Genomic DNA, 21,110 nt, shown 5'->3' with positions numbered 1-21,110 from the left:
TTTTGGAATGTGAAAGGAGGTTATTCAGCGACTTGGTCGTTGAACGGATTCAATAGCGCATCGGCGACCAGCTTCAGCTGCTCTTCCACGTGCTCGGCGAAATGGCCGGCGGCGGGAGACGGCGAACGGGCGCGGCCGGCGTAGTGCAGGCTCTGTCCGTCGGCCAGGCAGGCCTGCAGGTGGTGCTTGATCTGGTACCAGGCGCCCTGGTTCTGCGGCTCTTCCTGGCACCAGACCAGGTCGGTGGCATTGCCGTAGCGCTTCAGTTCGGCCGACAGCAGCTCGCGCGGGAACGGGTACAGCTGCTCCACGCGCAGGATGGCGACGTCGTCCTGGCCGCGCTTGGTCTGGTCCTCGAGCAGGTCGTAGTAGACCTTGCCCGAGCAGGCGACCACGCGCTTGACCTTCTTCGGGTCGGCCTTGGCATCCGGGATCAGGTGCTGGAACTCGCCGTCGGCCAGTTCTTCCAGGGTCGACACCGCCAGCTTGTGGCGCAGCAGCGACTTGGGCGTCATCACCACCAGCGGCTTGCGCGTGGACATGCGCATCTGCCGGCGGATCATGTGGAACGCCTGCGCCGGGGTGGTCGGCACGCAGACCAGCATGTTCTCCAGCGCGCACAGCTGCAGGAAGCGCTCCAGACGCGCGGAGCTGTGCTCCGGGCCCTGGCCTTCGTAGCCGTGGGGCAGGAACAGGGCCAGACCGGTGATGCGGCCCCACTTGGCTTCGCCGGCGGCGATGAACTGGTCGATCACCACCTGCGCGCCGTTGGCGAAGTCGCCGAACTGCGCTTCCCAGATGCACAGCGCATTGGGATCGGTGGTGGAGTAGCCGTACTCGAAGCCCATCACCGCTTCCTCGCTGAGCAGCGAGTCGATCACGGTGGCGTCTTCCGGGTTCTCCACCAGCTGGCGCAGCGGCAGGTAGTAGCTGTCGGTCTTCTGGTCGTGCAGGATCGCGTGGCGGTGGAAGAACGTGCCGCGGCCCGCGTCCTGGCCGACCAGGCGCAGCTTGTGGCCTTCGCCGAGCAGGGTGGCGTAGGCCAGGTTCTCGGCGAAGCCCCAGTCGCCCGGCAGTTCGCCGGCGGCCATCTTCACCCGGTCTTCGTAGATCTTGGCCACGCGCGGGTGCAGCTCGACGCCGCCCGGGATGGTGGTGATGAGCTTGGCCAGCTGGTCCAGGGTCTTGCGCTTGACCGTGGTGTCGACCTTGTCCGTCAGCTTGCCCGACAGGTACTTGGACCAATCGATGGCGAATTCGTCCGGCTTGCGGGTCGCAAGCTCGGTGGTGTATTCGCCCGAGTCGAGCTTGTTGCGGTAGCTGTCGACCAGCGCCTGGGCCTCGCCGGCTTGCAGCACGCCCTCGCTTTCCAGCTGGGCGGCGTACAGCTCGCGGGTGGTCTTGTGCTTGCGGATGGTCTGGTACATCACCGGCTGGGTGGCCGCCGGCTCGTCGGCCTCGTTGTGGCCCCAGCGGCGGTAGCAGACCAGGTCGATGACCACGTCCTTGTTGAACTGCTGGCGGAAGTCGTAGGCCAGGTTGGCCACGAACGCCACCGCGTCCGGATCGTCGCCGTTCACATGGAACACCGGCGCGCCGATCATCTTCGCCACGTCCGTGCAGTACAGCGTGGAGCGGGCGTCGTCGCGGGCGCTGGTGGTGAAGCCGATCTGGTTGTTGACCACGATGTGCACGGTGCCGCCGACCGCGAAGCCGCGCGCCTGCGACATCTGGAACAGCTCCATGACCACGCCCTGGCCGGCGAACGCGGCATCGCCATGGATGATCACCGGCAGCACCGACTTGCGCGCGGCGTCGCCGTAGCGCTCCTGGCGCGAACGCACGCTGCCGACCACGACCGGATCGACGATTTCAAGGTGCGAGGGGTTGAACGCCAGCGCCAGGTGCACCGACTTGCCGTCGGCTACCGCCACGTCGGCGGAGAAGCCCATGTGGTACTTCACGTCGCCGGTGTGGGCGCGGTCGTCGTGGGCGTGCTCGAACTTGCCTTCGAACTCGTCGAACAGCTTGCGCGGGTTCTTGCCCAGGGTGTTGACCAGCACGTTGAGGCGGCCGCGGTGGGCCATGCCGACCACGATGTCCTTGACCGCGTCGTTGCCGGCGCGCTGCACCAGCACGTCCATCATCGGGATCAGCGAGTCGCCGCCTTCCAGCGAGAAGCGCTTCTGGCCGACGTACTTGGTGTGCAGGTAGCGCTCCAGGCCCTCGGCGGCGGTGATCCGCTCCAGGGTGCGGCGGCGGCTGGCGGCGTCGCCGGCGATGTTGCCGCCCGCGTTCTCCAGGCGCTGGTAGATCCACTGGCGCTGTTCGAACTCGGAGATGTGCATGAACTCGCTGCCGATCGACCCGGTGTAGGTCGCCTTCAGCCGCGACAGCAGATCGCGCAGTTTCATCCGCGGCTGGCCGCCGAGGCCGCCGGTGCTGAACTCGCTGCCCAGATCGCTTTCCGACAGGCTGTGGAACGGCAGGCCCAGGTCCGGCGGGTTCACCGGCGGGGTCAGGCCCAGCGGATCCAGGCGCGCGCCGAGGTGGCCGCGCGAACGGTAGGCGGTGATCAGGCGGCCGACATGGCGCTCGCGCTCGTCGCCGCTCGGGCCGGTGCCGCTGTTGGCGGCCTGGCGCGCGGCGCTGGCGATGTGGGCGATGACCGCAGAGTGGGGGACGTCACCAGCATCGCGGCCCTGGAAGCCGTCGAAGTAGGTTTTCCACTTGGGATCGATGCTGTCGGGAGAGACCAGATACTGTTCGTACAGGTCTTCGATATAGGCGGCATTGCCGCCGGCGAGTTGCGATGACTGCGCAAACTGCTTGAGTAGATTGTCCACGATGGTGGGGTCGGGTCGCTTTGTTGGAGTGGCTTGCGGTAGGAACCGGCGGACGCGTGGGCCGCGCGGGCGTAATCAAGCGCAAAAATTATACCCCCATGAACCAGCCGGGGTGTGCATTCGGCGTGGTCAAAGGCCGATCCCGGTTCATCCGCGGCGCGCGTGGCGGCGCCGGTCCGGTCTCACCAACCCAGGGCGCGCAGTTCGCTGCAGGGGCGCGCACGCTCCCAGACCCGTTCGAAGACGGTGCGCAACTGCCGCGCGCGGCCACCGCCGAGCAGGTCGGTCTCGCCGTCGTAACGGTGACCGAGACCACGGAAGTAGTAGCCGCCGCCCTCGTTCACCAGATAGGCGGTGGCGTCGCTGCGGTCCACCGGATCGCTGACCTCGCGCAACTGGAACACGCTGGGCAAGCGCTGGGCCAGGGCCAGCAGGGGCGCGCCGGCGCGCTGCGGCGCGGCCGCGTCGTGCAGCAGTATCCACACTTGCTTGGCGTGCGCGGCGACCGCGAAGCGCCGCACCTGCTCCAGCACCCGCGCATCGTCGAACAGACCCGGATCCAGCGCGCGGCTATGGATCAGCACCTGGCGGCGGGCCTGCGCCAGCACCGCGATGCTGGCGGCGATCGCCATCGCCGCGTCCTCCACCGCCACGGCGCCGTCGAAGCGCCGGCGCAGCGGCACGGTCTCCGCGCTGGCGGCCATGCCGCCCGGCGGCGGCAGGAAGCCGTGGCGGGCGCAGAACGCCAGGGCGGCAGCGGGCGCATGCAGCTCCAGTTGCGGCCAGCGCCGGCGTTGCGCTTCCTCGATCAGGCCGCGCAGCAGCGCGCTGCCGACGCCGCGGCCGCGCCAGTCCGGCCGCACGGTCAGGGCGGCGATCCGCCGATCCGCGCCGAGCCGGGCCGCGCCCACCGCCTGGCCGTCGTCGCTGCGCGCGACCAGATGGTCGCCCAGCGTGTCCAGCGCCGCCGCGGCGGCGGCGTCGGCCGGGTCCGCGGTGCCGGCCACGGCACGCAGCGCGCGCAGTTCGGCGCCGTCGTGGACGGGATCCAGCGCAGCGATGCGGAAACCGGGGCCGGACATGGTCGGATCAGGCCGGGTCGGCGTCCGCGTCGGTCGCGTCCTCGTCCTCCAGCGGCTGGTAGAAGCCGCCTTCGATCAGCTCCAGCAGGGCCTGCTTGCCGGCCGCCGACAGCGCCGCGTAGTCCGTGCCGTCGATGTGCTCGGCCGCGGCCAGGCGCTTGGCGTCCTTGACCGGCAGCGCGAACTCCTGGCCGCTGCAGAACAGCATGGCGCCGCGGCTGGTCCGCCGCCAGGCCGGCCGCGCCCAGGGATGCCGCTGCAGGACCAGGCCCTGTTCCAGCGCGGCGGCGATCTCCTCCGCCGGGGGCATGCCGGCCGGCGGCAGGATCTCGCCGGCGGCGCGGTAGGTGGTGATGAAGCGGCCGAACCAGGCACCCAGCTTGTCCGGGTCGTTCATGCGCAGCGCGTTCAGCGCCTCGACCACGCGGCCCATCGCCGCCGCGTCGATCTCGTAGGGGTCGGCCGGCGCCTGCAGGTCTTCGTCGTGGTAGCGCAGCGCCTCGTCGGCGCCGTCGATCAGGGTGTCCAGGTAATCGGCGATCAGTTCGGCCGAGGACGGCGCGCGCATGCCCACCGAGAAGGTCAGGCAAGCGTCCTCGGCGACGCCGTGGTGCGGCACCAGCGGCGGCAGGTACAGCATGTCGCCCGGCCCCAGCACCCAGTCGTGGGTCGGGTCGAACTGGCGCAGCAGCTTCAGCTCCACGTCGTCGCGGAAGTCGGTCGGCGGCGCCGGCCGGCCCAGCGCGACGCTGGCGTCGATCTGCCAGCGGCGATGGCCGTGGGCCTGCAGCAGGAACACGTCGTAGTGGTCCACGTGCGCGCCGACCGAGCCGCCGCGCGCGGCGAAGCTGACCATCACGTCGTCCACCCGCCAGCGCGGCAGGAAGCGGAACTGCTCGAGCAGGGCGCGGATGTCCGGGTCCCACTTGTCCACGTCCTGCACCAGCAGGGTCCAGTCGTGGTCGGGCATGCCGGGAAACTCGTGCTCCTGGAACGGGCCGCTGCGCACGCGCCAGCGGTCGTTGGCGCGGTCGTGCTCGATCAGCCTTGACAGCGCCGCCTCCTCGCAGGCCAGGCCGGCCAGGTCGCCCGGCTCGATCGGTGAGACGAAGCCGGGGAAGGCGTTGCGGATCAGCAGCGGGCGCTTGTGCCAGTAGTCGCGCAGGAAGGTCGCGGCGGGCATGCCCAGCGGTTGCCCGGGGCGGGCGTGGAGTTCGAAGGCGGGAGCAGCGGTCTTGCGGGCAGCCATGGGCGATGGGTCCTTGCAACGCGGAAGGTAAAAGGCGGCGCGCAGCTGCGCCGGCCGACCCGGCCATTGTCCGCCGGTTTGGCGCGTGGGGCCATCGCGCTGGCCTTCGTGTACGCCGCTGCGCACGGATAGGGACCGTTGGCCGCCCTGGCCGTGTGCCGCGACCGCGCGTCGCAGGTGACCACGTGCGCGCGGCCCGTGGGCGGCGCTAAGTGCAACGGGGCTTGGGAGTCGCGGCAGCGCCCCGTTGTGGTGCAAACAGCGGGTGACTCAGCACCGGGCGCGCTACTGGCTGAGGATGCGGTTGTCGCGGCCGCCGTCGTCGACCTGAGCAGTGCCGCTGCGCTGGACGATGGCGTTGTCGTTGCCCTGCAGGGCGATGGTGTCGATCTCGCTGGCCTGCAGCTGGTTCTGGTCGCCGGACACTTCGAGGGTGGCGATGCGCGCCATCTGCAGCCGGCCATGGCGGCCGAACAGCGCGACCTGCCCGGCGTCGCCGCGCATCGCCACCTGGGCGTTGTCGCCGAGCACGCGCAGGGTGTCGGCCCGCTCGATCTGCAGATTGCCGTTACGGCCGAACAGGCTGACCGTGGCGCAGTGGCCGTGCAGCACCAGGGTGGCGTCGCGGCCGACGATGTTCAGGTCGCGTCCGTCGCAATCGATGTCGCCGCTGGCCGAAGCGGCCATGCGGATCGGCGCCTCGGCGTCGCGCTCGTCGCCGTCGGCAATGTCGCCGGCCGACGGTGCCGCCGCGATCGGCGGCGGCGCGGCCTGCATGACCATGGTGCGCGTGGCGGCGGTGTGCGCGCCATCGCCGGCCGGCGGGCGCGGCGCCTGGGCGCAGCCGACCAGGGCCAGCAGCGGCAGCACAAACAACGGGGTGCGTTTCATCGCGGGGCTCTGCTGTGAGCCACCAGCATGCCGCTGGCCGATTAACCCAGGATGGACGGGCCGCGGCTAGGGCGTGTCACCAACCCGAAGGGTCGAGATTGCGCGGGGATTGGTGACACGCCCTAGATGCCGCGCGCCAGCCGCTCGGCCAGGCCGACGTAGCCGCCCGGGGTCAGGTCGCGCAGGCGCTGCTTGGCGTCCTCGGGCAGCTCCAGGGTCTCGACGAAGGCGCGCATCGAGGCGGCGGTGATGCCCTGGCCGCGGGTCAGCGCCTTGAGCTGCTCGTAGGGGTTGGGCAGGCCGTGGCGGCGCATCACCGTCTGCACGGCTTCGGCCAGCACTTCCCAGGCGGCATCCAGGTCGGCATCCAGGCGCTCCGGGTTCACGGTCAGCTTGCCCAGGCCCTTGGCCAGCGAGTCCAGTGCCACCTGGGTGTGGCCGAAGGCGGTGCCGAGCGCGCGCAGCACGGTGGAGTCGGTGAGGTCGCGCTGCCAGCGGCTGATCGGCAGCTTGGCCGAGAAGTGCTCGAACAGGGCGTTGGCGATGCCGAAGTTGCCTTCGGCGTTCTCGAAGTCGATCGGGTTGACCTTGTGCGGCATGGTCGAGGAGCCGACTTCGCCTTCCTTGAGCTTCTGCTTGAAGTAGCCCAGCGAGATGTAGCCCCAGATGTCGCGCGCCAGGTCGATCAGCACGGTGTTGGCGCGGCGGGTGGCGTCGCCCAGTTCGGCGACGTTGTCGTGCGGCTCGATCTGGGTGGTGTAGGGGTTGAACACCAGGCCCAGGCTTTCCACGAAGCGCTGGGCGAAGCCCGGCCAGTCGACGTCGGGGTAACTGGCGACGTGGGCGTTGTAGTTGCCCACTGCGCCGTTGATCTTGCCGGTGAGCTCGACTGCGGCGATCTGCCGGCGTTGGCGCTCGAGGCGCGCGACGACGTTGGCGATCTCCTTGCCCAGGGTGGTGGGCGAGGCGGTCTGGCCGTGGGTGCGCGACAGCATCGGCTGCGCGGCCTGCGCATGCGCGAGGGCGCGGAGCGTGGCGATCACCGCGTCCAGGGTCGGCAGCAGCACCTCGCGCCGGGCCTGCTCCAGCATCAGTCCGTAGCTGAGGTTGTTGATGTCCTCGCTGGTGCAGGCGAAATGCACGAACTCCAGGGCCGGGCCGAGTTCGGCGTCGTCCTTGAGCTGCTCCTTGATGAAGTACTCCACCGCCTTGACGTCGTGGTTGGTGGTGCGCTCGATCTGCTTGACCCGCGCCGCGTGTTCCACGCCGAAGCCGTCGGCCAGCGCGCGCAGGCGCTGCGCCGCCGCCGGCGAGAACGCGGCCAGCTCGCCGATGCCCGACTCGGCACCCAGCGCCAGCAGCCATTCGATCTCCACCTTCACCCGCGCCCTGATCAGGCCGTATTCGGAGAAGATCGGCCGCAGGGCGTCGACCTTGCCGGCATAGCGGCCATCGAGCGGGGACAGGGCGAGCAGGGCGGAATCGGACATGGCGGGGGCGTGGGGTGGTGTCGGCGGGGGCGCCATTCTACGTCGGCGCGGCCTCGGCCGGCGCCAGGCGCACGGTCACCGCCTGGATGCGATGCCCGGCCATGCGCTTGACCGTGAACAGGTGCCCGTCGATCTGCAGTTGCTCGCCTTCCTCGGGCAGGCGCTGCAACTGGTGCACGATCAGTCCGCCGACCGAGTTGAGGTGCTCCGGCGCGCGCAGGTCGCGGCCGAGCAGGCGCTCGAGGCGGAAGATCGAGGTCGAGCCGGCCACCAGCACGCTGCCGTCGGCGCCGCGGGTCGGTGCGTCCTTGACCACGTGCGGGTGTTCGTCCTCGATGTCGCCGACCACCACTTCCAGCAGGTCTTCCAGGGTGAAGTAGCCGAGGATGCGGCCGTGCTCGTCCACGCACAGCGCCATGTGCGTGGCGCCGGTACGGAAGCGCTCCAGTACCAGCGGCACCGGCGTCTCCAGCGCGATCAGGTTGGCCGGGCGCAGCAGCAGGCGCAGGTCGTCGCTGCGGCGGCCGCCGGCGATCTCCACCAGCAGGTCCTTCATGTGCAGGATGCCGAGCACCTGCTCGCCGTCGCGGTCGAACCACGGGTAGCGGCTGTAGCGGCTCTCGGCGAACTCGGCCATCACCGCGTCCAGCGCCATGCCCTCGCGGAACCCGCGCAGATGGTCGCGCGCGCGCATCAGATCGCCGGCCACCAGTTCCGGCAGTTCCAGCGCGTGGCTCATCAGGGTCAGTTCGTGATCGGGCGCGCCGCCGGCGGGTTGCTGGCGGCCGACGATCAGCTTCAGTTCCTCGCGCGAGTAGCGGTGCGAGGCATGCTCGACCTCGCCCCAGCCCATCGCCTTCAACAGCGTGTTGGCACTGGTGTTGAGCAGCCAGATCGCCGGATACATCGCCCAGTAGAACAGGTACAGCGGCGCGGCGGTCCACAGCGACATGCGCTCCGGGCGGCGGATCGCCATCGACTTGGGGGCCAGTTCGCCGAGCACGATGTGCAGGAACGAGATGACGCTGAAGGCGATGATGAAAGCGCTCAGGCGTGCCGCCTCCTCGCTGAGCCCCAGCAGGTCGAACAGCGGCTGCAGCAGGTGCGCGAAGGCCGGTTCGCCGACCCAGCCCAGGCCCAGCGAGGACAGGGTGATGCCGAGCTGGCAGGCCGACAGGTAGGCGTCGAGGTGGCCGTGCACGTTGAGCAGCAAGCGGCCGCGCCAGCCGTGGTGCTCGGCCAGCCCCACGGCCTGGGTGTGGCGCAGCTTGACCAGGGCGAACTCGGCGGCGACGAAGAAACCGTTGAGCAGCACCAGCAGCATCGCCAGCGCCAGCAGCAGGAGATTGCCGATCATGTGCGTTCCCCGGCGCGCGCCGCTGGCGCGTCATGGCGCCGGGCGGGAGGGGTGGAAACGGCGGGGTGCGTGGCCCTGCGCAGCGTGCGCCGGCATCTACAGGCTGAATCGTCGCCCATGGCGGCGTGCGCGTTCCGTCGGTGATACGTCGTCGCAGTCTAGCCGATGCGTTGCGTCGTTGCCGCCGGCGCGCGCCGTCTCGCGTATTCCGTCACATGCCAGCGCTGCAACATGCGCCGTGGATCAGCGCGCGGAGTCGCTGTTGCGAATCCCCAATCCCGAATCGCCGGCCTTTCAGCAGCCGAATGGCTGATCATCCCGGCCTCCAACCATCACGCTACCACAATCTTTTCGTTTGCTAAACTTTCTGTAACCGTTTTCAACATCAACATTCCCCCATGAAATCTTCTTTGCGTCTGGCGGCGCTGGCCGCCGCTGTGTCCGTTTTCCTGACCGCCTGCGGCGGCAAGCCCTCGGCCACGCCGACTGCGTCCGATGCCGGTGCCGATGCCAGCCATGCATCCGACGCTGCCGCCAGCGACGCGGACCAGGCGCTGACCAGCAAGCTCAACGCCTACATCGAATGCTTCAACAAGGTCGATGGCCGCATCCACGAAGGTGCGCAGCAGTACATACGCTGGATGGCCGACCCCAAGGCCGGCCCCACCGGCAAGGAAACCAGCGTGTACGGGCCCGCCCCGATCGACGAATACGCGATGAAGCTGTGCGATGCGCCGATGACCCAGGCGATCGCGGCCAAGCCGTCCTTGCCGGCCCTGGATGCGGCGGCGAAGCGCTATCTGGCCGCCTTGAAGACGTTGCAGCCGCTGGCCAACCAGGCCCGCGACTACTACGACCGCGAGGACTACCAGGACGACCAGTTCGCCAAGGGCAAGCAGATGCATGCGCCGCTGATGGCCGCGCTGTCCGAATTCCACGAGGCCAGCGAGGCCTTCAGCCACGAACTGGAGGCGCAGAACGACGCCGCCCAGCGCGAGCAGTTGAAGGCGATGGAAAAGGCCGAGGGCCGCACCCGCGACTTCTATCGGCTGTCGATGATGCTCGAGGCCAAGGACATCGTCAGCCTGATGCAGGACGACGATTTCGACACCGCCAAGGCCACGGCGTTGGTGGCGGGCTTCAACAGCCTGTCCGACGAGGCGCATGCCAAGGTCGCCAACCAGGAGCCGGGCAAGTCCGACTGGAGCGGTTTCGAGACCGCCGCGGAGAACTTCCGCAAGGAATCCAAGGCGCGCATCAAGCGGGTGGCGGAAAAGATCCCGTACAGCGCATTCGAGCAGCGCTCGCTGGACAACCCGATCGTCGCGCCGGAAGGCTCGCCGGCACGCTTGATGAAGAGCTACAACGACCTGGTGTTCCAGAGCAACCGCCAGCGCTGAGCGCGCGGGCCGGCGGCGCAAGGCCGCCGGTCCCGCCGGTGCCGTCGCCAGGGCGGCCCCGGCATGCCGGAGTCCCGTCCTTCGCCGACGGTGCGCACGGTTCGCGCCGTCCGCATCACGATAGCGCGCTCGCGGAATGTGCCATCATGCGTCGCGCCGTTGCCAGGCTTCGCAAAGTCGATCCTGGACCGCATACGCCTGCCGGTCATGGCGGGCTGCCGCGCTTCTCGCGCCTCCAGACATTCCTAACATCCGCCGGCGCACACTGGCTGACGCCGGGCGCTGCGCCACGGATAATGCGCGCGCCAGCCGCAATCCCGCCAGCCTGCCTCCCCGGACGTCCGATGACGGCGCCGATGGATTCCTTTTTGCAGATGCGGAGATTGCGCAATGAGTGACAAATTCAGGGTCGAACACGACAGCATGGGCGAACTGCAGGTGCCCGCCGATGCCTTGTGGGGGGCGCAGACCCAGCGTGCGGTACAGAACTTTCCGGTGTCCGGGCAGCCGATGCCGCGCGGCTTCATCCGCGCGCTGGGCCTGATCAAGGCCGCCGCGGCCGGCGTCAACGCCGACCTGGACTTGTTGCCAAAGGCCGTCGCCAAGGCGATCCAGGCCGCGGCGCTGGAGGTGGCCGACGGCCGCCACGACGCGCACTTCCCGATCGACATCTACCAGACCGGATCGGGCACTTCGTCGAACATGAACGCCAACGAGGTCATTGCCACGCTGGCCAACCGCGCCGCCAAGGGCGAGGGCAAGCACGGCAGCAACGCACTGCCGACGGTGCATCCCAACGACCACGTCAACCTCGGCCAGAGTTCCAACGACGTGGTCCCCACCGCGATCCGCGTCGCCGCGCTGCTGGCCGCGCGCGAGCATCTGCTACCGTCGCTCAAGCACCTGCGCAAGACGATCGACAAGCGCGCCAAGCAGCTGCAGGGCGTGGTCAAGACCGGGCGCACCCACCTGATGGACGCGATGCCGCTGACCTTCGGCCAAGAGTTCGGCGCTTGGTCGGCGCAGCTGGTGTCGGCGCAGGCGCGCATCGACGACAGCCTCAAGCGCCTGCGCCGGCTGCCGCTGGGCGGCACCGCGATCGGCACCGGCATCAACGCCGATCCGCGCTTCGGCGGCAAGGTCGCCAAGGCGTTGTCGGCGCTGACCGACTTCACCTTCGAGAGCGCCGAGAACAAATTCGAGGGCCTGGCCGCGCAGGACGACGCGGTGGAACTGTCCGGGCAACTCAATGCGCTGGCGGTGGCGCTGATCAAGATCGCCAACGACCTGCGCTGGATGAACGCCGGGCCGCTGGCCGGCCTCGGCGAGATCGAACTACCGGCGTTGCAACCGGGCAGCTCGATCATGCCGGGCAAGGTCAATCCGGTGATTCCCGAGGCCACGGTGATGGCCTGCGCACAGGTCATCGGCCACCACACCGCGATCACCGTGGCCGGGCAGACCGGCAATTTCCAGTTGAACGTGACCCTGCCGCTGATCGCGGCCAACCTGCTGGAGTCGATCCAGTTGCTGGGCAACGTATCGGTGCTGCTGGCCGATTCGGCGATCGCCGGGCTCAAGGTGCGCGAAGAGCGCGTGCGCGAGGCGCTGGACCGCAACCCGATCCTGGTCACCGCGCTGAATCCGATCATCGGCTACGAGAAGGCCGCGGCGATCGCCAAGCGCGCCTACAAGGAGAACCGGCCGGTGCTGGAGGTGGCCAAGGAGGACAGCGGCCTCGGCGAGGACGAACTGCGCCGGCTGCTGGACCCGGCTGCGCTGACCGAAGGCGGCATCCATGCCGGCGCGGGCGGCGGCGGCTGAGTCGCGCTGGCGCTGCAAGCAGCAAGGCCTGGCACGGCGTTATGGTCGTGCCAGGCGCAGCGGACGATCGCACGGTGAAAGCCGTCGGGACTGAAGTCCCTCCCACATCGCGCCCGGACACTACTCCGCAAACCCTCGTAGGAGCGGCTTTAGCCGCGATGGGCTTTACCGTGAAGGCCAATCGCGGCTGAAGCCGCTCCTACAGGGGCACCTCCAATTCTTCGAGGCTCCCTCGTGCCGGGCTTGCCGGCGCCGGCAGGCCTCAGCGGCGTTCGGCCTGCAGGTTGCCGAAGCTGTCGCGGTACGGTTGCAGCGACGGAATGTCGCGCAGCACCGCCGCCTGCGCGGCGGTGATCTCCGGGGTCGGGGCGAAGCCGACCGAGCGCATGTTCGGATCCGGCGCCGCGGTCTCCAGGGTGCGCTGGCGCTGCATCTGCAGGTGCATGAACAACTGCTGCAGTTCGGTGCGCTGTGCGGGGGGCAACGGCAGCTCGATGTCGTCGATGCGCAGGCTGCCGTCGGGCCCGATGGTGGCATTGGCGGCCGGGGCGCGGCGCAACATCACGTTCATGCTGTCCACCGCCACCCGCGGCTTGCTGCGCTCGGCGCGCGAGGAAGTGGTCTCGCCGCCGCGTCCGCCGCAGGCGGCGAGCAGCAGGCACAACGACAGCAGCGAGAACCAGGCGAACAGCGTCTTCTTCATGGGGGCGGTGCAGTGGGGGAGTGCGGGCATTCTAGAACGTGCGGCGGCTTCGGTCGTGGCGAGGCGTGCCGGACGCGCGCTAGCGGCGCGGGTTCGGAGCGGACTGCATGGCGCGCGCGAGCACGCCGAACATCCGTTCGTCGGTGGATTGCGCGACGTTGAAGCGGAGAAAATCGCCCGCGCTCAGCGACTGGCTGAAGGCATTGCCCGGCGCCAGTACCACGCCCTCCTGCAGGCAGGCGCGCGTGATCGCCGAGGCCTCCATGCCCGCGGGCAGCCTGCACCAAAGGAACAGGCCGGCCTGCGGGATCAGCCAGGGCCGGATGCCAAGGTCCTGCAGCCGCGCCACGGTCCTGGCCATCTGCTCCGCCAGGCGCCGCCGCAAGCTCTCCAGATGCCGGCGGTAGCCGCTGTCGGTCAGGGCGATCAGCACGGCGTCGGCCGCCAGCCGGCCGCCCCCGAAGCTCGTAGCGATCTTCAGGTCGGCGAGGCTTTCGATCCAGTCGCCACGCGCGGCGATGTAGCCGCAGCGCAGCGATGCCGAGACCGTCTTGGAAAAGCTGCCGACCTGGATCACCCGCGCCAGGCCGTCGAAGGCCGCCAGCCGTGGGGCTGGGCTGGTCTCGAAGTCGGCGAAGATGTCGTCCTCGACGATCACCAGGTCCGAGCCCTCGGCCAGCAGCAGCAGCCGGTGCGCCGTCGCCGCGGACAGGGCCGCGCCGGTGGGGTTGTGGATCCCCGAATTGGTGATGTACAGCCGCGGCGCGTGCGTTTTCAGCGCCGCTTCGAAGTGCGCCACGTCCGGTCCGTGCGGCGTATAGGGCACGCCCACGACCTGCACGCGATGCGCCTTGAGCAAGGCATGGAAATTGAAGTAGCAGGGGTCGTCGACCAGCACCGTGTCGCCGGGCGAGAGCAGGAAGCGACCGATCAGGTCGATCGCATGCGTCCCCGATTCGGCGAGCAGGATCTGTTCGGGCGGGGCCTGCACGCCGTTGCCCGCCAACCGTCGTGACAGGAACTGGCGCAAGCCGGGGTGGCCCAGGGGCGTGGCGTACTCGGTCAGTTCCAGCGTGTCGGCGCGCGCCAGCGTGCGCAGCGCGCGGCGCATGCCCGCGGCGTACAGCCACGTCGGCGGCAGCCAGCCGCAGCCGGGCTTGAGCACGCGCGCATCCGCTTCCAGCGACTGCCGCGACACCCATAGCGGATCGATCTGCCGGTCGAGCTTCGGGCCGAGTTGCGCCAACGCCAGCGGTGCCACCGGCCCGGCCACATAGAAGCCCGACCCCGGTCGCGCCACGATCGCGCCTTCGGCCGCCAGCCGCTCATAGGCTTCCACCACCGTCGACACCGACACGCGCAGCGCGCGCGCCTGCGTGCGTACGGAGGGCAGGCGCGCTCCCGGCAGGCTGGTGCGGTTGGCGATGCGGGCGCGGATATCGGTCATCACCGCATCGATGCGCGTGCCGGCTGCTGCGGGTCTGTTCACTGTCGTCGGCTGTACTGGGTCTTGAGGCATAACAGTACTGCGAAACCGTATTGGATCGTACCTGGCCGGATCGGTCCCGCGTGGCGTCTACTGCAACGGCGATGCCGAAGGAGACGCGCATGGAAAAAACCACCGGTGGCTGGATCAATGGATGTATCGGCGTGATGATTTTTGCGGGGTCGTTGCCCGCGACCCGCGTCGCGGTCGCCGATTTCTCCCCCGTGTTCCTGACCTGCGCCCGCGCCAGCATTGCCGCCGCGCTCGGGCTGGCGCTCCTGCTCGGGTTTCGGCAACCGCGTCCGCGCCGCGCCGAGCTGCCCGCCTTGGCGATGACGGCGTTGGGGGTCGTGGCCGGGTTTCCGCTGCTGACCGCGCTGGCGCTGCAGCACGTCACTTCGGCGCATTCCATCGTGTTCGTAGGCCTGCTGCCGTTGTGCACGGCCGTCTTTGCCGTGTTGCGCGCCGGCGAACGCCCGCGTCCGCCGTTCTGGGTGTTCTCGCTGGCCGGTGCCTGCAGCGTCGTCGGCTATGCGGCGATCGGCGGGATCGACGCCTCGCTGCAGGGCGACCTGCTGATGCTGGCCGCGGTGGTGCTGTGCGGGCTGGGCTACGCGGAGGGCGCGCGCCTGTCGCGCACGCTGGGCGGATGGCAGGTCATCTGTTGGGCGCTGGTGCTGTCGCTGCCGCTGATGGTGTCCCTGGCCCTGCTGACGCAGCCCGCGTCGTTCGGCGCTGTGCACATGCCGGCATGGCTCGGCCTGGGCTATGTCTCGTTGTTCAGCATGTTGATCGGCTTCGTGTTCTGGTACCGCGGCCTGGCGCAAGGCGGCATCGCGGCGGTCGGGCAACTGCAGTTGTTCCAGCCCTTCATCGGCTTGGGCCTGGCCGCGCTGTTGCTCCACGAAACGGTGAGCTGGACGATGCTGGCGGTGACCCTGGTCGCCATGGTCTGCGTGGCGGGCGCGAAACGATACGCCCGCTGAGACCGCGACCCGCCCGGCAGGCGTGGGGCGACTGCCGGGCGGAGCGCGGACACAGCGGGCGGTCGTGGACGATCGTCGCGGCAGCGCGGCTGCCGCCGGTTACGCGGCCGAGTGCCTGCAGTCGTTGACGTCGCTGTCGTCGAGGGTGGAGTAGGGACGGAATGCCGGCACCTTCTGCATCAGCGCATCCTGCGCGGCACGCAGCGCGGCCACCTGATCGCAGATCTTCAGCGCCGCCTGCTTGATCTTGTCGGCCTGCGCTTCGACATGCTCGCCGATGTGCTCGGTGTTGCCGCTGAGCACGCCACTGATGGCATCGCCGGCCGCTTTCACGCCGAGCGCGGCGCCGGCCTTGCCGACTTCCACGCCCTGCTTGCCCACCGCTTCGATCTGGCCGCGGTAGGCCAGCAACAGGCGCTGCTGCTCGGCATCCAGGGCCACCGGCTTGCCGTCGATCAACAACTTGCCGTCGCGGGTGATGGTGGCCGGCGGCTGGCCATCGGCCTTCAGGGTGAGGTCGCCGTTGAGGAAGGTCAGGCTTTGCGCGCCGCCGTGATCGACCACGACGCGGTCGTTCGACGAGCGCTCGCAGGCGCTGAGCGAGAGCAGGACGGCCAGGGCGACGCCGGCCAGGGGCAGGGAACGGTACTGCATGGGCGTGTCCTCGTGCGGAAGTGAGAAAATCGGAGTGGAGGATCAGCGCGGCTTGGGCAGATTGACGCTGCCGCGCACGCCACGGTGGGTGACGTCGCCGCTGCCGACCTTCTGCACGCTCAGGTTGCCGCCGACGTTGCCCACGTCCAGGTCGCCGGAGCCCACGGTCTGCACCGCGACGCTGCCGCCGACATCGCGCAGTTGCACGTCGCCGGAACCGAGGCTGTCGACCTGCACGCTGCCGCGCACGCCGTGCACGGTCAGGTCGCCGGAGCCGACCGTGCCGACCTTGACGTCGCCGCCGACCTGGTCGGCCTTGACGTCGCCCGAGCCCAGCGTCGGCAGCGCCACGCTGCCGACATTGCGCAGTTCGATGTCGCCGGAGCCGACCGTGGCGCTGACCGCGCCGCGGATGCCCTGCGCATGCAGGTCGCCGGACCCGATCTTGGCGTCGAGCGAGGCCACGCCGCTGATCTCGGCATCGCCCGAGCCCAGTTGCAGTTGCACCGGCAGGTTGGCCGGAATGCTGCCGGCCACGTTGAGGTAGGCGTAACGGTTGCCGACGCTGATGCCGTGGATCTTGCCCTCGTGCTTCAGCGTCACCACCAGGGTGTCGCCATCGTGGCGCTGACGCAGGGTCAGCTCCTTGAGCATGTCCGCGTCGGAAGCGCAGGCGCGGCCGCGCAAGGTGGAGTCGCCGGCGCTGGCGCCGCTGAGCTTGAGGTCGTTCTGCTGCACGTCCAGCAGGACCGTCTTGACGCCGGCCAGGTCCAGCTTCAGTTCGCGCGGTTCGGAATACTTGCAGTCGTCGGCCATGGCGACGGCCGGCAGCGACAGCAGCGCACACAGGATGAGGGTCTTGCGCATCGGAACACTCCTTGCGGAAAAGGGTAGGGAGACGGCAGTGCGATCAGGCTTCGTCGCGCCAGCGGCGCACGTAGATCGCGGCGACGATGAAGGCCACGCCGACGGCGGCGCCGATCCACATGTCGGGGTCGCGGAACAGCACCCAGCTGTCACCGAGATGGATCGCATTGACCAGATCCTGCGGACCGCTGATGTGGGTCTCTGCCACCTGCTCGTTCAGCACCGGACCCCAGCTGCCCGGCAGCACGCTGAGCAGGCCGCGATAGACCACGGTGTACCAGATCAGGTTGTGGTTGACGTTCAGCATCGGCAGGATGCCCATCATGCTGGCGGTCACGCAGCCCAGGATCGGGATCAGCACTGCCCACAGGAACGGCTTGCTGCGCGCCCAGGCCGAGCACAGCATCAGCCAGCCGATCGCCGGCAGCGACCACATCACCTGCACCGGCAGTGCGGCCAGGACCATGCCGATGATGCGCAGCGGGTGCGATTCGGTGAAGACCGCGGTGCTCTGGGGAATGCCGTTGACCGACAGGGTCAGGGCGGTGACCACCCACAGCGCCAGGCCGATCAGCAGGCCAATGCCGATCGCCAGCAGCGGCGCCAGCAGCAGCGCCCAGGCGGCCTTGGACAGCACGGTGCCGGTATCCGACAGCGGCAGCGACTTCCAGAACAGCACGCTGCGGTCGCGGCGGTCGTCGTACAGCGCGCCCAGCGCGTAGAAGAACACCACGAAGCCGACCACGATGCAGGCCAGGATCACGCCGGCGAGCATGGTGCCGTCGCCGACCGCGCCGATGATCTGGTGTGCGTTCTGCGCCTGGCCGTCCCACTGCACGTCGTTCAGCCGCGAGCCGCCGCCGTGGTTGCGGCCGGCGATGCTGCCGATGATCGACAGCACCGTGTACAGCGCGGCGACGATGCCGCCGGTGATGACCGGGGCCCACAGGAAACCGCCGCGGTGTTCCCAGAACTCGCGCTTGAGCAGCCACGTGAACGTGGACACGGGAGAGATCGATTTGGCGGGAGCGTTCATGCGTAGGTGCCCTTCATGATGGCGACGAACAGGTCGGCCAGGCCGGGGGTGCGGGTTTCGCCGAGCGCGGCCAGCTGCGCCTGCGGCACGCCGTCGTACAGGAACACCGACTTGCCGAACGGCAGGCCGCGTTCGTCGATCGGCTGCAGCGCGCGCGCCGCCTCGATGCGCTCGGCCGGCACCAGCAGTTCGGTGTAGCGGGTGGCCATGTGCTCCATGTCGGCGCTGAGCACGATGCGGCCGTCGCGGATGAACAGCACGTCGGTGAGGATGTGCTCGATCTCCTCCACCTGGTGGGTGGTGATGATGATGGTCTTCTGCTCGTCGAAGTAGTCTTCCAGCAGGCGCTGGTAGAACTCCTTGCGATACAGGATGTCCAGGCCCAGGGTCGGCTCGTCCAGCACCAGCAGGCGCGCGTCGATCGCCATCACCAGGGCCAGGTGCAGCTGCACGATCATGCCCTTGGACATCTCGCGCACCCGCAGCTTGGGCGAGAGCTTGGTGTTGGCCAGGAAGCGCTCGCACTTGGCGCGATCGAAGCGCGGATGCACGCCGGCGACGAAGTCGATCGCCTCGCTCACCCGCATCCAGCGCGGCAGCACCGCCACGTCGGCGATGAAGCACACCTCGTTCATCAGCGCATCGCGCTGCTTGCGCGGGTCCATGCCCAGCACGCGCAGTTTGCCGTCCACCGCGGTCAGGCCCAGCACCGCCTTCAGTGCGGTGGTCTTGCCGGCGCCGTTGGGGCCGATCAGGCCGACGATGCGGCCGGGCGCGATGGTGAAGGACGCGTCGGCCAGCGCCGGCTTGTGGTTGTAGGTCTTGCGCAACCCCTGCGCATAGACGACGGATTCGGATGCGGCGACAGCGGCAGTCATGGTGTTTTCCCCGGTGGCAACAAGTCTTGCAGTGTCAGGCCCAGGCGCTGGATGCGTTCCAGCACCAGAGGCCACTCTTCGTTGAGGAAGCGATCGCGCTCGCTGCCGCGCAGCTTCTGCGCTGCTTCCTCGGTCATGAACATGCCCAGCCCGCGGCGCTTCTCGACCAGGGCCTCGTCGGCCAGTTCCTGGTAGGCGCGCGAGACGGTGATCGGATTGAGCTGGTATTCGGCGGCCACCTGGCGCACCGAGGGCAGGGCGTCGCCGGGCTTGAGGATGCCGTCGAGCATCATCGCGATGACCCGCTCCTTCAGTTGGCGGTAGATCGGAGCGCCGTCGCTCCATTGGATGTCGCTCATGGTCAGCTCCGTGGGCGCAGGGTGCGCGCGAAGGAGAAATAAGGCACGGACAGCGAGGCCCGCAGTCGCCGCACCGCCGGGACGGTAGAGGGTGCGGCGCCGGCGGCGCTGTCGTCGTGCGGCGTGCTGGCGCCATAATCCAGCGGCCGTCCCTGGTGGCGTTGGGCGCCGATCCAGCTCGCGCAGAGCAGGGTGCCGACGATGACCAGGGCCGGGAGACTGCGCTGGAGGTGTTTGAGATTCATCGTGGGACCTGCTCTGGGTGAGTGGTGTTGTATTTAACTATAACACCGTTACACAGCATGTCAACACGCTGCAGACCCAACTTCCGACCTGGTCGTGCGCGACTTCCTTTTCTTCCCAACGGTGCCTCATGAAACTTTCCAAGCGTCTGTTTTTCCTTGCGATCCTGGCCGCTGCCGGCACCGTCGGCAGTGCCTGGGCGGGCTCGCTGCTGGACCGGGACTACCGTCCGCTGGCCGGCAAGGACAAGGTGAACCTGAACAAGACCTACGGCGGCAAGGTGCTGCTGGTGGTCAACACCGCAAGCAAGTGCGGCTATACCCCGCAGTACGACGGCCTGGAGAAGCTGCAACAGCAGTACGCGGCACAGGGCTTCAGCGTGCTCGGCTTCCCGTCTAACGACTTCAAGGGCCAGGAGCCAGGATCGGAGAAGCAGATCCAGGAATTCTGCACGCTCACCTACGGGGTCAAGTTCCCGATGTTCGAGAAGGTGCATGTGATCGGCGACGATGCGACGCCGCTGTACAAGCAATTGACCCAGGCCACCGGCGTGGCGCCGGGCTGGAATTTCCACAAGTATCTGATCGCGCGGGACGGCCGCGTGGTCGCGCAATTTCCGAGCAAGGTCACGCCGGACGATCCGGCCTTGCGCAGTGCCATCGAACGCGAACTGAAAGCGCAGCCGGCATCGCACTGAAAGCGGGTCAACATCTCGGCCGCACATGCGACAATGCCGGCCTCTGTCTGCGCCATCGCGGCGCGTCCAGTTCACAGTTCACTTCCAGGGAAAGTAGCGAATGAAGATGGGAATGCGCGGCGCCGTGGCGTCGCTGGTGGTGGGGATGATGCTGGCCGCCGGCCAAGCGTCCGCGCAGGCGCCGGCTGCCGGCAACGCGGCGGCGACGCTGGGCAGCGAGAAGCAGAAGGTCAGCTACGCGATCGGCATGGATGTGGCGCGTTCGTTCGAGCCCATCGCCCAGGACATCGACGTGAACGCACTGCAGCGCGCGATCGAGAACGCCTTCAAGGGTGGCAAGCCGCTGCTGTCCGACGAGCAGACCCAGGCCACCGATACCGCGCTGCGCACGCAGTTGGCCGCGCGTAACGGTCAGCCGGTGCCCGGCATGGCGCCGGGCGCGCAGCCGCCGCCGGTGTCCAAGGAAAACGTCGGCCTGATGCTGGGCGACCGTGCGGTCGGCCCGTCGCTGGCGCGGATCCAGAACGACATCGACCTGCCGACGCTGATGGGCGCGGTGCGCACCGTGTTCGCCAAGGGCCAGACCGCGATGACCCAGGAGCAGGCGATGGCCACACTGCAGGCGTTCGGCGCATCCAAGCAGGCCGCCGTGGCGACCAAGAACAAGCAGGAGGGCAACGCCTTCCTGGCGCAGAACAAGAACCAGAAGGGCGTGATCACCACGCCGTCTGGCCTGCAGTACATGGTGCTGCGCGAAGGCAGCGGCGCGCGGCCCACGCCCACCAGCAAGGTGCGGGTGAACTACGAAGGCAAGCTGCTCGACGGCACCGTCTTCGACAGCTCCTACAAGAACGGTCAGCCGGCCGAGTTCGCGCTGAACCAGGTCGTGCCGGGCTGGAGCGAGGGCGTGGCGCTGATGCCGGTGGGCTCCAAGTACCGCTTCTGGATTCCGTCCAACCTGGGCTACGGCCCGCAGGGAACGCCGGGCGGCCCGATCGGCCCGGATGCGATGCTGACCTTCGACGTGGAACTTTTGAACATCCTTCAATAACCGAAAGGAGA

General features: G+C 68.8%; 19 protein-coding genes. 5 read left to right on the top strand and 14 right to left on the bottom strand.

Going from position 1 to position 21,110, the window contains the following annotated elements; translation table 11 throughout:
• Positions 1 to 20: 20 nt before the first annotated feature.
• The 6 genes from FHR66_RS10150 to FHR66_RS10125 form a co-directional block, all read right to left on the bottom strand.
• Positions 21 to 2,846: a 2-oxoglutarate dehydrogenase E1 component gene (locus tag FHR66_RS10150; protein WP_160970481.1), complete on the bottom strand. Its 2,826-nt coding sequence runs from the start codon at positions 2,844 to 2,846 to the stop codon at positions 21 to 23.
• A 182-nt stretch (positions 2,847 to 3,028) separates the two neighbouring features.
• The gene (locus tag FHR66_RS10145) at positions 3,029 to 3,928 is read right to left on the bottom strand and encodes a GNAT family N-acetyltransferase (protein ID WP_160970483.1); all 900 of its coding nucleotides are present in this window, start codon (positions 3,926 to 3,928) and stop codon (positions 3,029 to 3,031) included.
• Between the two features lie 7 nt (positions 3,929 to 3,935).
• A complete protein-coding gene (locus FHR66_RS10140; RefSeq protein ID WP_160970485.1) occupies positions 3,936 to 5,177 on the bottom strand; it encodes a ribosomal protein uL16 3-hydroxylase in 1,242 nt (413 codons plus the stop codon).
• Positions 5,178 to 5,462: 285 nt separating this feature from the next.
• Positions 5,463 to 6,068: a DUF3060 domain-containing protein gene (locus FHR66_RS10135; RefSeq protein ID WP_160970487.1), complete on the bottom strand. Its 606-nt coding sequence runs from the start codon at positions 6,066 to 6,068 to the stop codon at positions 5,463 to 5,465.
• A gap of 122 nt (positions 6,069 to 6,190) precedes the next feature.
• Complete coding sequence (purB, locus tag FHR66_RS10130; protein WP_167087762.1) at positions 6,191 to 7,558, bottom strand: adenylosuccinate lyase; 1,368 nt, start codon at positions 7,556 to 7,558, stop codon at positions 6,191 to 6,193.
• A gap of 37 nt (positions 7,559 to 7,595) precedes the next feature.
• Positions 7,596 to 8,915, bottom strand: coding sequence for a hemolysin family protein (locus FHR66_RS10125; RefSeq protein WP_167087760.1), 1,320 nt, complete (start codon positions 8,913 to 8,915; stop codon positions 7,596 to 7,598).
• A gap of 398 nt (positions 8,916 to 9,313) precedes the next feature.
• Between FHR66_RS10125 and FHR66_RS10120 the strand changes: the two genes are divergently transcribed.
• On the top strand, positions 9,314 to 10,315 hold the full coding sequence (locus tag FHR66_RS10120) for a YiiG family protein (protein WP_160967949.1): 1,002 nt from the start codon (positions 9,314 to 9,316) through the stop codon (positions 10,313 to 10,315).
• 390 nt (positions 10,316 to 10,705) lie between these two features.
• On the top strand, positions 10,706 to 12,139 hold the full coding sequence (locus tag FHR66_RS10115; RefSeq protein WP_160967947.1) for a class II fumarate hydratase: 1,434 nt from the start codon (positions 10,706 to 10,708) through the stop codon (positions 12,137 to 12,139).
• A gap of 262 nt (positions 12,140 to 12,401) precedes the next feature.
• Here the strand turns inward: FHR66_RS10115 and FHR66_RS10110 are convergent, their stop codons facing one another.
• Together FHR66_RS10110 and FHR66_RS10105 are read right to left on the bottom strand one after the other, a co-directional pair.
• Positions 12,402 to 12,842, bottom strand: coding sequence for a hypothetical protein (locus FHR66_RS10110; protein ID WP_160967945.1), 441 nt, complete (start codon positions 12,840 to 12,842; stop codon positions 12,402 to 12,404).
• A 79-nt stretch (positions 12,843 to 12,921) separates the two neighbouring features.
• Positions 12,922 to 14,289, bottom strand: coding sequence for an aminotransferase-like domain-containing protein (locus FHR66_RS10105; RefSeq protein ID WP_160967963.1), 1,368 nt, complete (start codon positions 14,287 to 14,289; stop codon positions 12,922 to 12,924).
• 161 nt (positions 14,290 to 14,450) lie between these two features.
• On the opposite strand from FHR66_RS10105, the gene FHR66_RS10100 reads away from it, so the two are divergent.
• Complete coding sequence (locus tag FHR66_RS10100; RefSeq protein WP_160967943.1) at positions 14,451 to 15,314, top strand: DMT family transporter; 864 nt, start codon at positions 14,451 to 14,453, stop codon at positions 15,312 to 15,314.
• Between the two features lie 99 nt (positions 15,315 to 15,413).
• Here the strand turns inward: FHR66_RS10100 and FHR66_RS10095 are convergent, their stop codons facing one another.
• Genes FHR66_RS10095 through FHR66_RS10070 form a run of 6 tightly spaced genes read right to left on the bottom strand, consistent with a single transcriptional unit; the run spans position 15,414 to position 19,353 of the window.
• Complete coding sequence (locus FHR66_RS10095; protein ID WP_160967941.1) at positions 15,414 to 15,968, bottom strand: DUF2884 family protein; 555 nt, start codon at positions 15,966 to 15,968, stop codon at positions 15,414 to 15,416.
• A gap of 42 nt (positions 15,969 to 16,010) precedes the next feature.
• Positions 16,011 to 16,835, bottom strand: coding sequence for a GIN domain-containing protein (locus tag FHR66_RS10090; protein WP_167087758.1), 825 nt, complete (start codon positions 16,833 to 16,835; stop codon positions 16,011 to 16,013).
• Between the two features lie 43 nt (positions 16,836 to 16,878).
• On the bottom strand, positions 16,879 to 17,871 hold the full coding sequence (locus tag FHR66_RS10085; protein ID WP_167087756.1) for an ABC transporter permease: 993 nt from the start codon (positions 17,869 to 17,871) through the stop codon (positions 16,879 to 16,881).
• Entirely contained in the window at positions 17,868 to 18,749 is an 882-nt protein-coding gene (locus FHR66_RS10080) for an ABC transporter ATP-binding protein (RefSeq protein WP_160967935.1), read from the bottom strand. The genes FHR66_RS10085 and FHR66_RS10080 overlap by 4 nt, the downstream gene beginning before the upstream one ends.
• Positions 18,746 to 19,108 (bottom strand): GntR family transcriptional regulator, encoded by a 363-nt coding sequence (locus FHR66_RS10075; RefSeq protein WP_160963726.1) that lies wholly within the window; start codon positions 19,106 to 19,108, stop codon positions 18,746 to 18,748. The genes FHR66_RS10080 and FHR66_RS10075 overlap by 4 nt, the downstream gene beginning before the upstream one ends.
• A gap of 2 nt (positions 19,109 to 19,110) precedes the next feature.
• Positions 19,111 to 19,353 (bottom strand): hypothetical protein, encoded by a 243-nt coding sequence (locus tag FHR66_RS10070; RefSeq protein WP_160967933.1) that lies wholly within the window; start codon positions 19,351 to 19,353, stop codon positions 19,111 to 19,113.
• Between the two features lie 128 nt (positions 19,354 to 19,481).
• On the opposite strand from FHR66_RS10070, the gene FHR66_RS10065 reads away from it, so the two are divergent.
• Together FHR66_RS10065 and FHR66_RS10060 are read left to right on the top strand one after the other, a co-directional pair.
• Positions 19,482 to 20,048, top strand: a complete 567-nt coding sequence (locus FHR66_RS10065; protein ID WP_048492503.1) for a glutathione peroxidase — start codon at positions 19,482 to 19,484, stop codon at positions 20,046 to 20,048.
• A 100-nt stretch (positions 20,049 to 20,148) separates the two neighbouring features.
• Positions 20,149 to 21,099 carry an FKBP-type peptidyl-prolyl cis-trans isomerase gene (locus FHR66_RS10060; RefSeq protein ID WP_160967931.1) on the top strand — a complete coding sequence of 317 codons (951 nt, stop codon included), beginning with the start codon at positions 20,149 to 20,151 and terminating at the stop codon, positions 21,097 to 21,099.
• Positions 21,100 to 21,110: the final 11 nt, after the last annotated feature.

The sequence above is a fragment of the Xanthomonas sp. F4 genome (assembly GCF_011761895.1).
The sequence above is the reverse complement of the archived record's forward strand: the minus strand, read 5'-3'. Positions and strand labels throughout refer to the sequence as shown.

Excerpts from the sequence above, each read along its gene's own strand:
- FHR66_RS10145 (WP_160970483.1), bottom strand. The coding sequence starts at position 3,928 with ATGTCCGGCCCCGGTTTCCGCATCGCTGCGCTGGATCCCGTCCACGAC.
- FHR66_RS10140 (WP_160970485.1), bottom strand. The coding sequence starts at position 5,177 with ATGGCTGCCCGCAAGACCGCTGCTCCCGCCTTCGAACTCCACGCCCGC.
- FHR66_RS10135 (WP_160970487.1), bottom strand. The coding sequence starts at position 6,068 with ATGAAACGCACCCCGTTGTTTGTGCTGCCGCTGCTGGCCCTGGTCGGC.
- purB (WP_167087762.1), bottom strand. The coding sequence starts at position 7,558 with ATGTCCGATTCCGCCCTGCTCGCCCTGTCCCCGCTCGATGGCCGCTAT.
- FHR66_RS10125 (WP_167087760.1), bottom strand. The coding sequence starts at position 8,915 with ATGATCGGCAATCTCCTGCTGCTGGCGCTGGCGATGCTGCTGGTGCTG.
- FHR66_RS10120 (WP_160967949.1), top strand. The coding sequence starts at position 9,314 with ATGAAATCTTCTTTGCGTCTGGCGGCGCTGGCCGCCGCTGTGTCCGTT.
- FHR66_RS10115 (WP_160967947.1), top strand. The coding sequence starts at position 10,706 with ATGAGTGACAAATTCAGGGTCGAACACGACAGCATGGGCGAACTGCAG.
- FHR66_RS10110 (WP_160967945.1), bottom strand. The coding sequence starts at position 12,842 with ATGAAGAAGACGCTGTTCGCCTGGTTCTCGCTGCTGTCGTTGTGCCTG.
- FHR66_RS10105 (WP_160967963.1), bottom strand. The coding sequence starts at position 14,289 with ATGACCGATATCCGCGCCCGCATCGCCAACCGCACCAGCCTGCCGGGA.
- FHR66_RS10100 (WP_160967943.1), top strand. The coding sequence starts at position 14,451 with ATGGAAAAAACCACCGGTGGCTGGATCAATGGATGTATCGGCGTGATG.
- FHR66_RS10095 (WP_160967941.1), bottom strand. The coding sequence starts at position 15,968 with ATGCAGTACCGTTCCCTGCCCCTGGCCGGCGTCGCCCTGGCCGTCCTG.
- FHR66_RS10090 (WP_167087758.1), bottom strand. The coding sequence starts at position 16,835 with ATGCGCAAGACCCTCATCCTGTGTGCGCTGCTGTCGCTGCCGGCCGTC.
- FHR66_RS10085 (WP_167087756.1), bottom strand. The coding sequence starts at position 17,871 with ATGAACGCTCCCGCCAAATCGATCTCTCCCGTGTCCACGTTCACGTGG.
- FHR66_RS10080 (WP_160967935.1), bottom strand. The coding sequence starts at position 18,749 with ATGACTGCCGCTGTCGCCGCATCCGAATCCGTCGTCTATGCGCAGGGG.
- FHR66_RS10075 (WP_160963726.1), bottom strand. The coding sequence starts at position 19,108 with ATGAGCGACATCCAATGGAGCGACGGCGCTCCGATCTACCGCCAACTG.
- FHR66_RS10070 (WP_160967933.1), bottom strand. The coding sequence starts at position 19,353 with ATGAATCTCAAACACCTCCAGCGCAGTCTCCCGGCCCTGGTCATCGTC.
- FHR66_RS10065 (WP_048492503.1), top strand. The coding sequence starts at position 19,482 with ATGAAACTTTCCAAGCGTCTGTTTTTCCTTGCGATCCTGGCCGCTGCC.
- FHR66_RS10060 (WP_160967931.1), top strand. The coding sequence starts at position 20,149 with ATGAAGATGGGAATGCGCGGCGCCGTGGCGTCGCTGGTGGTGGGGATG.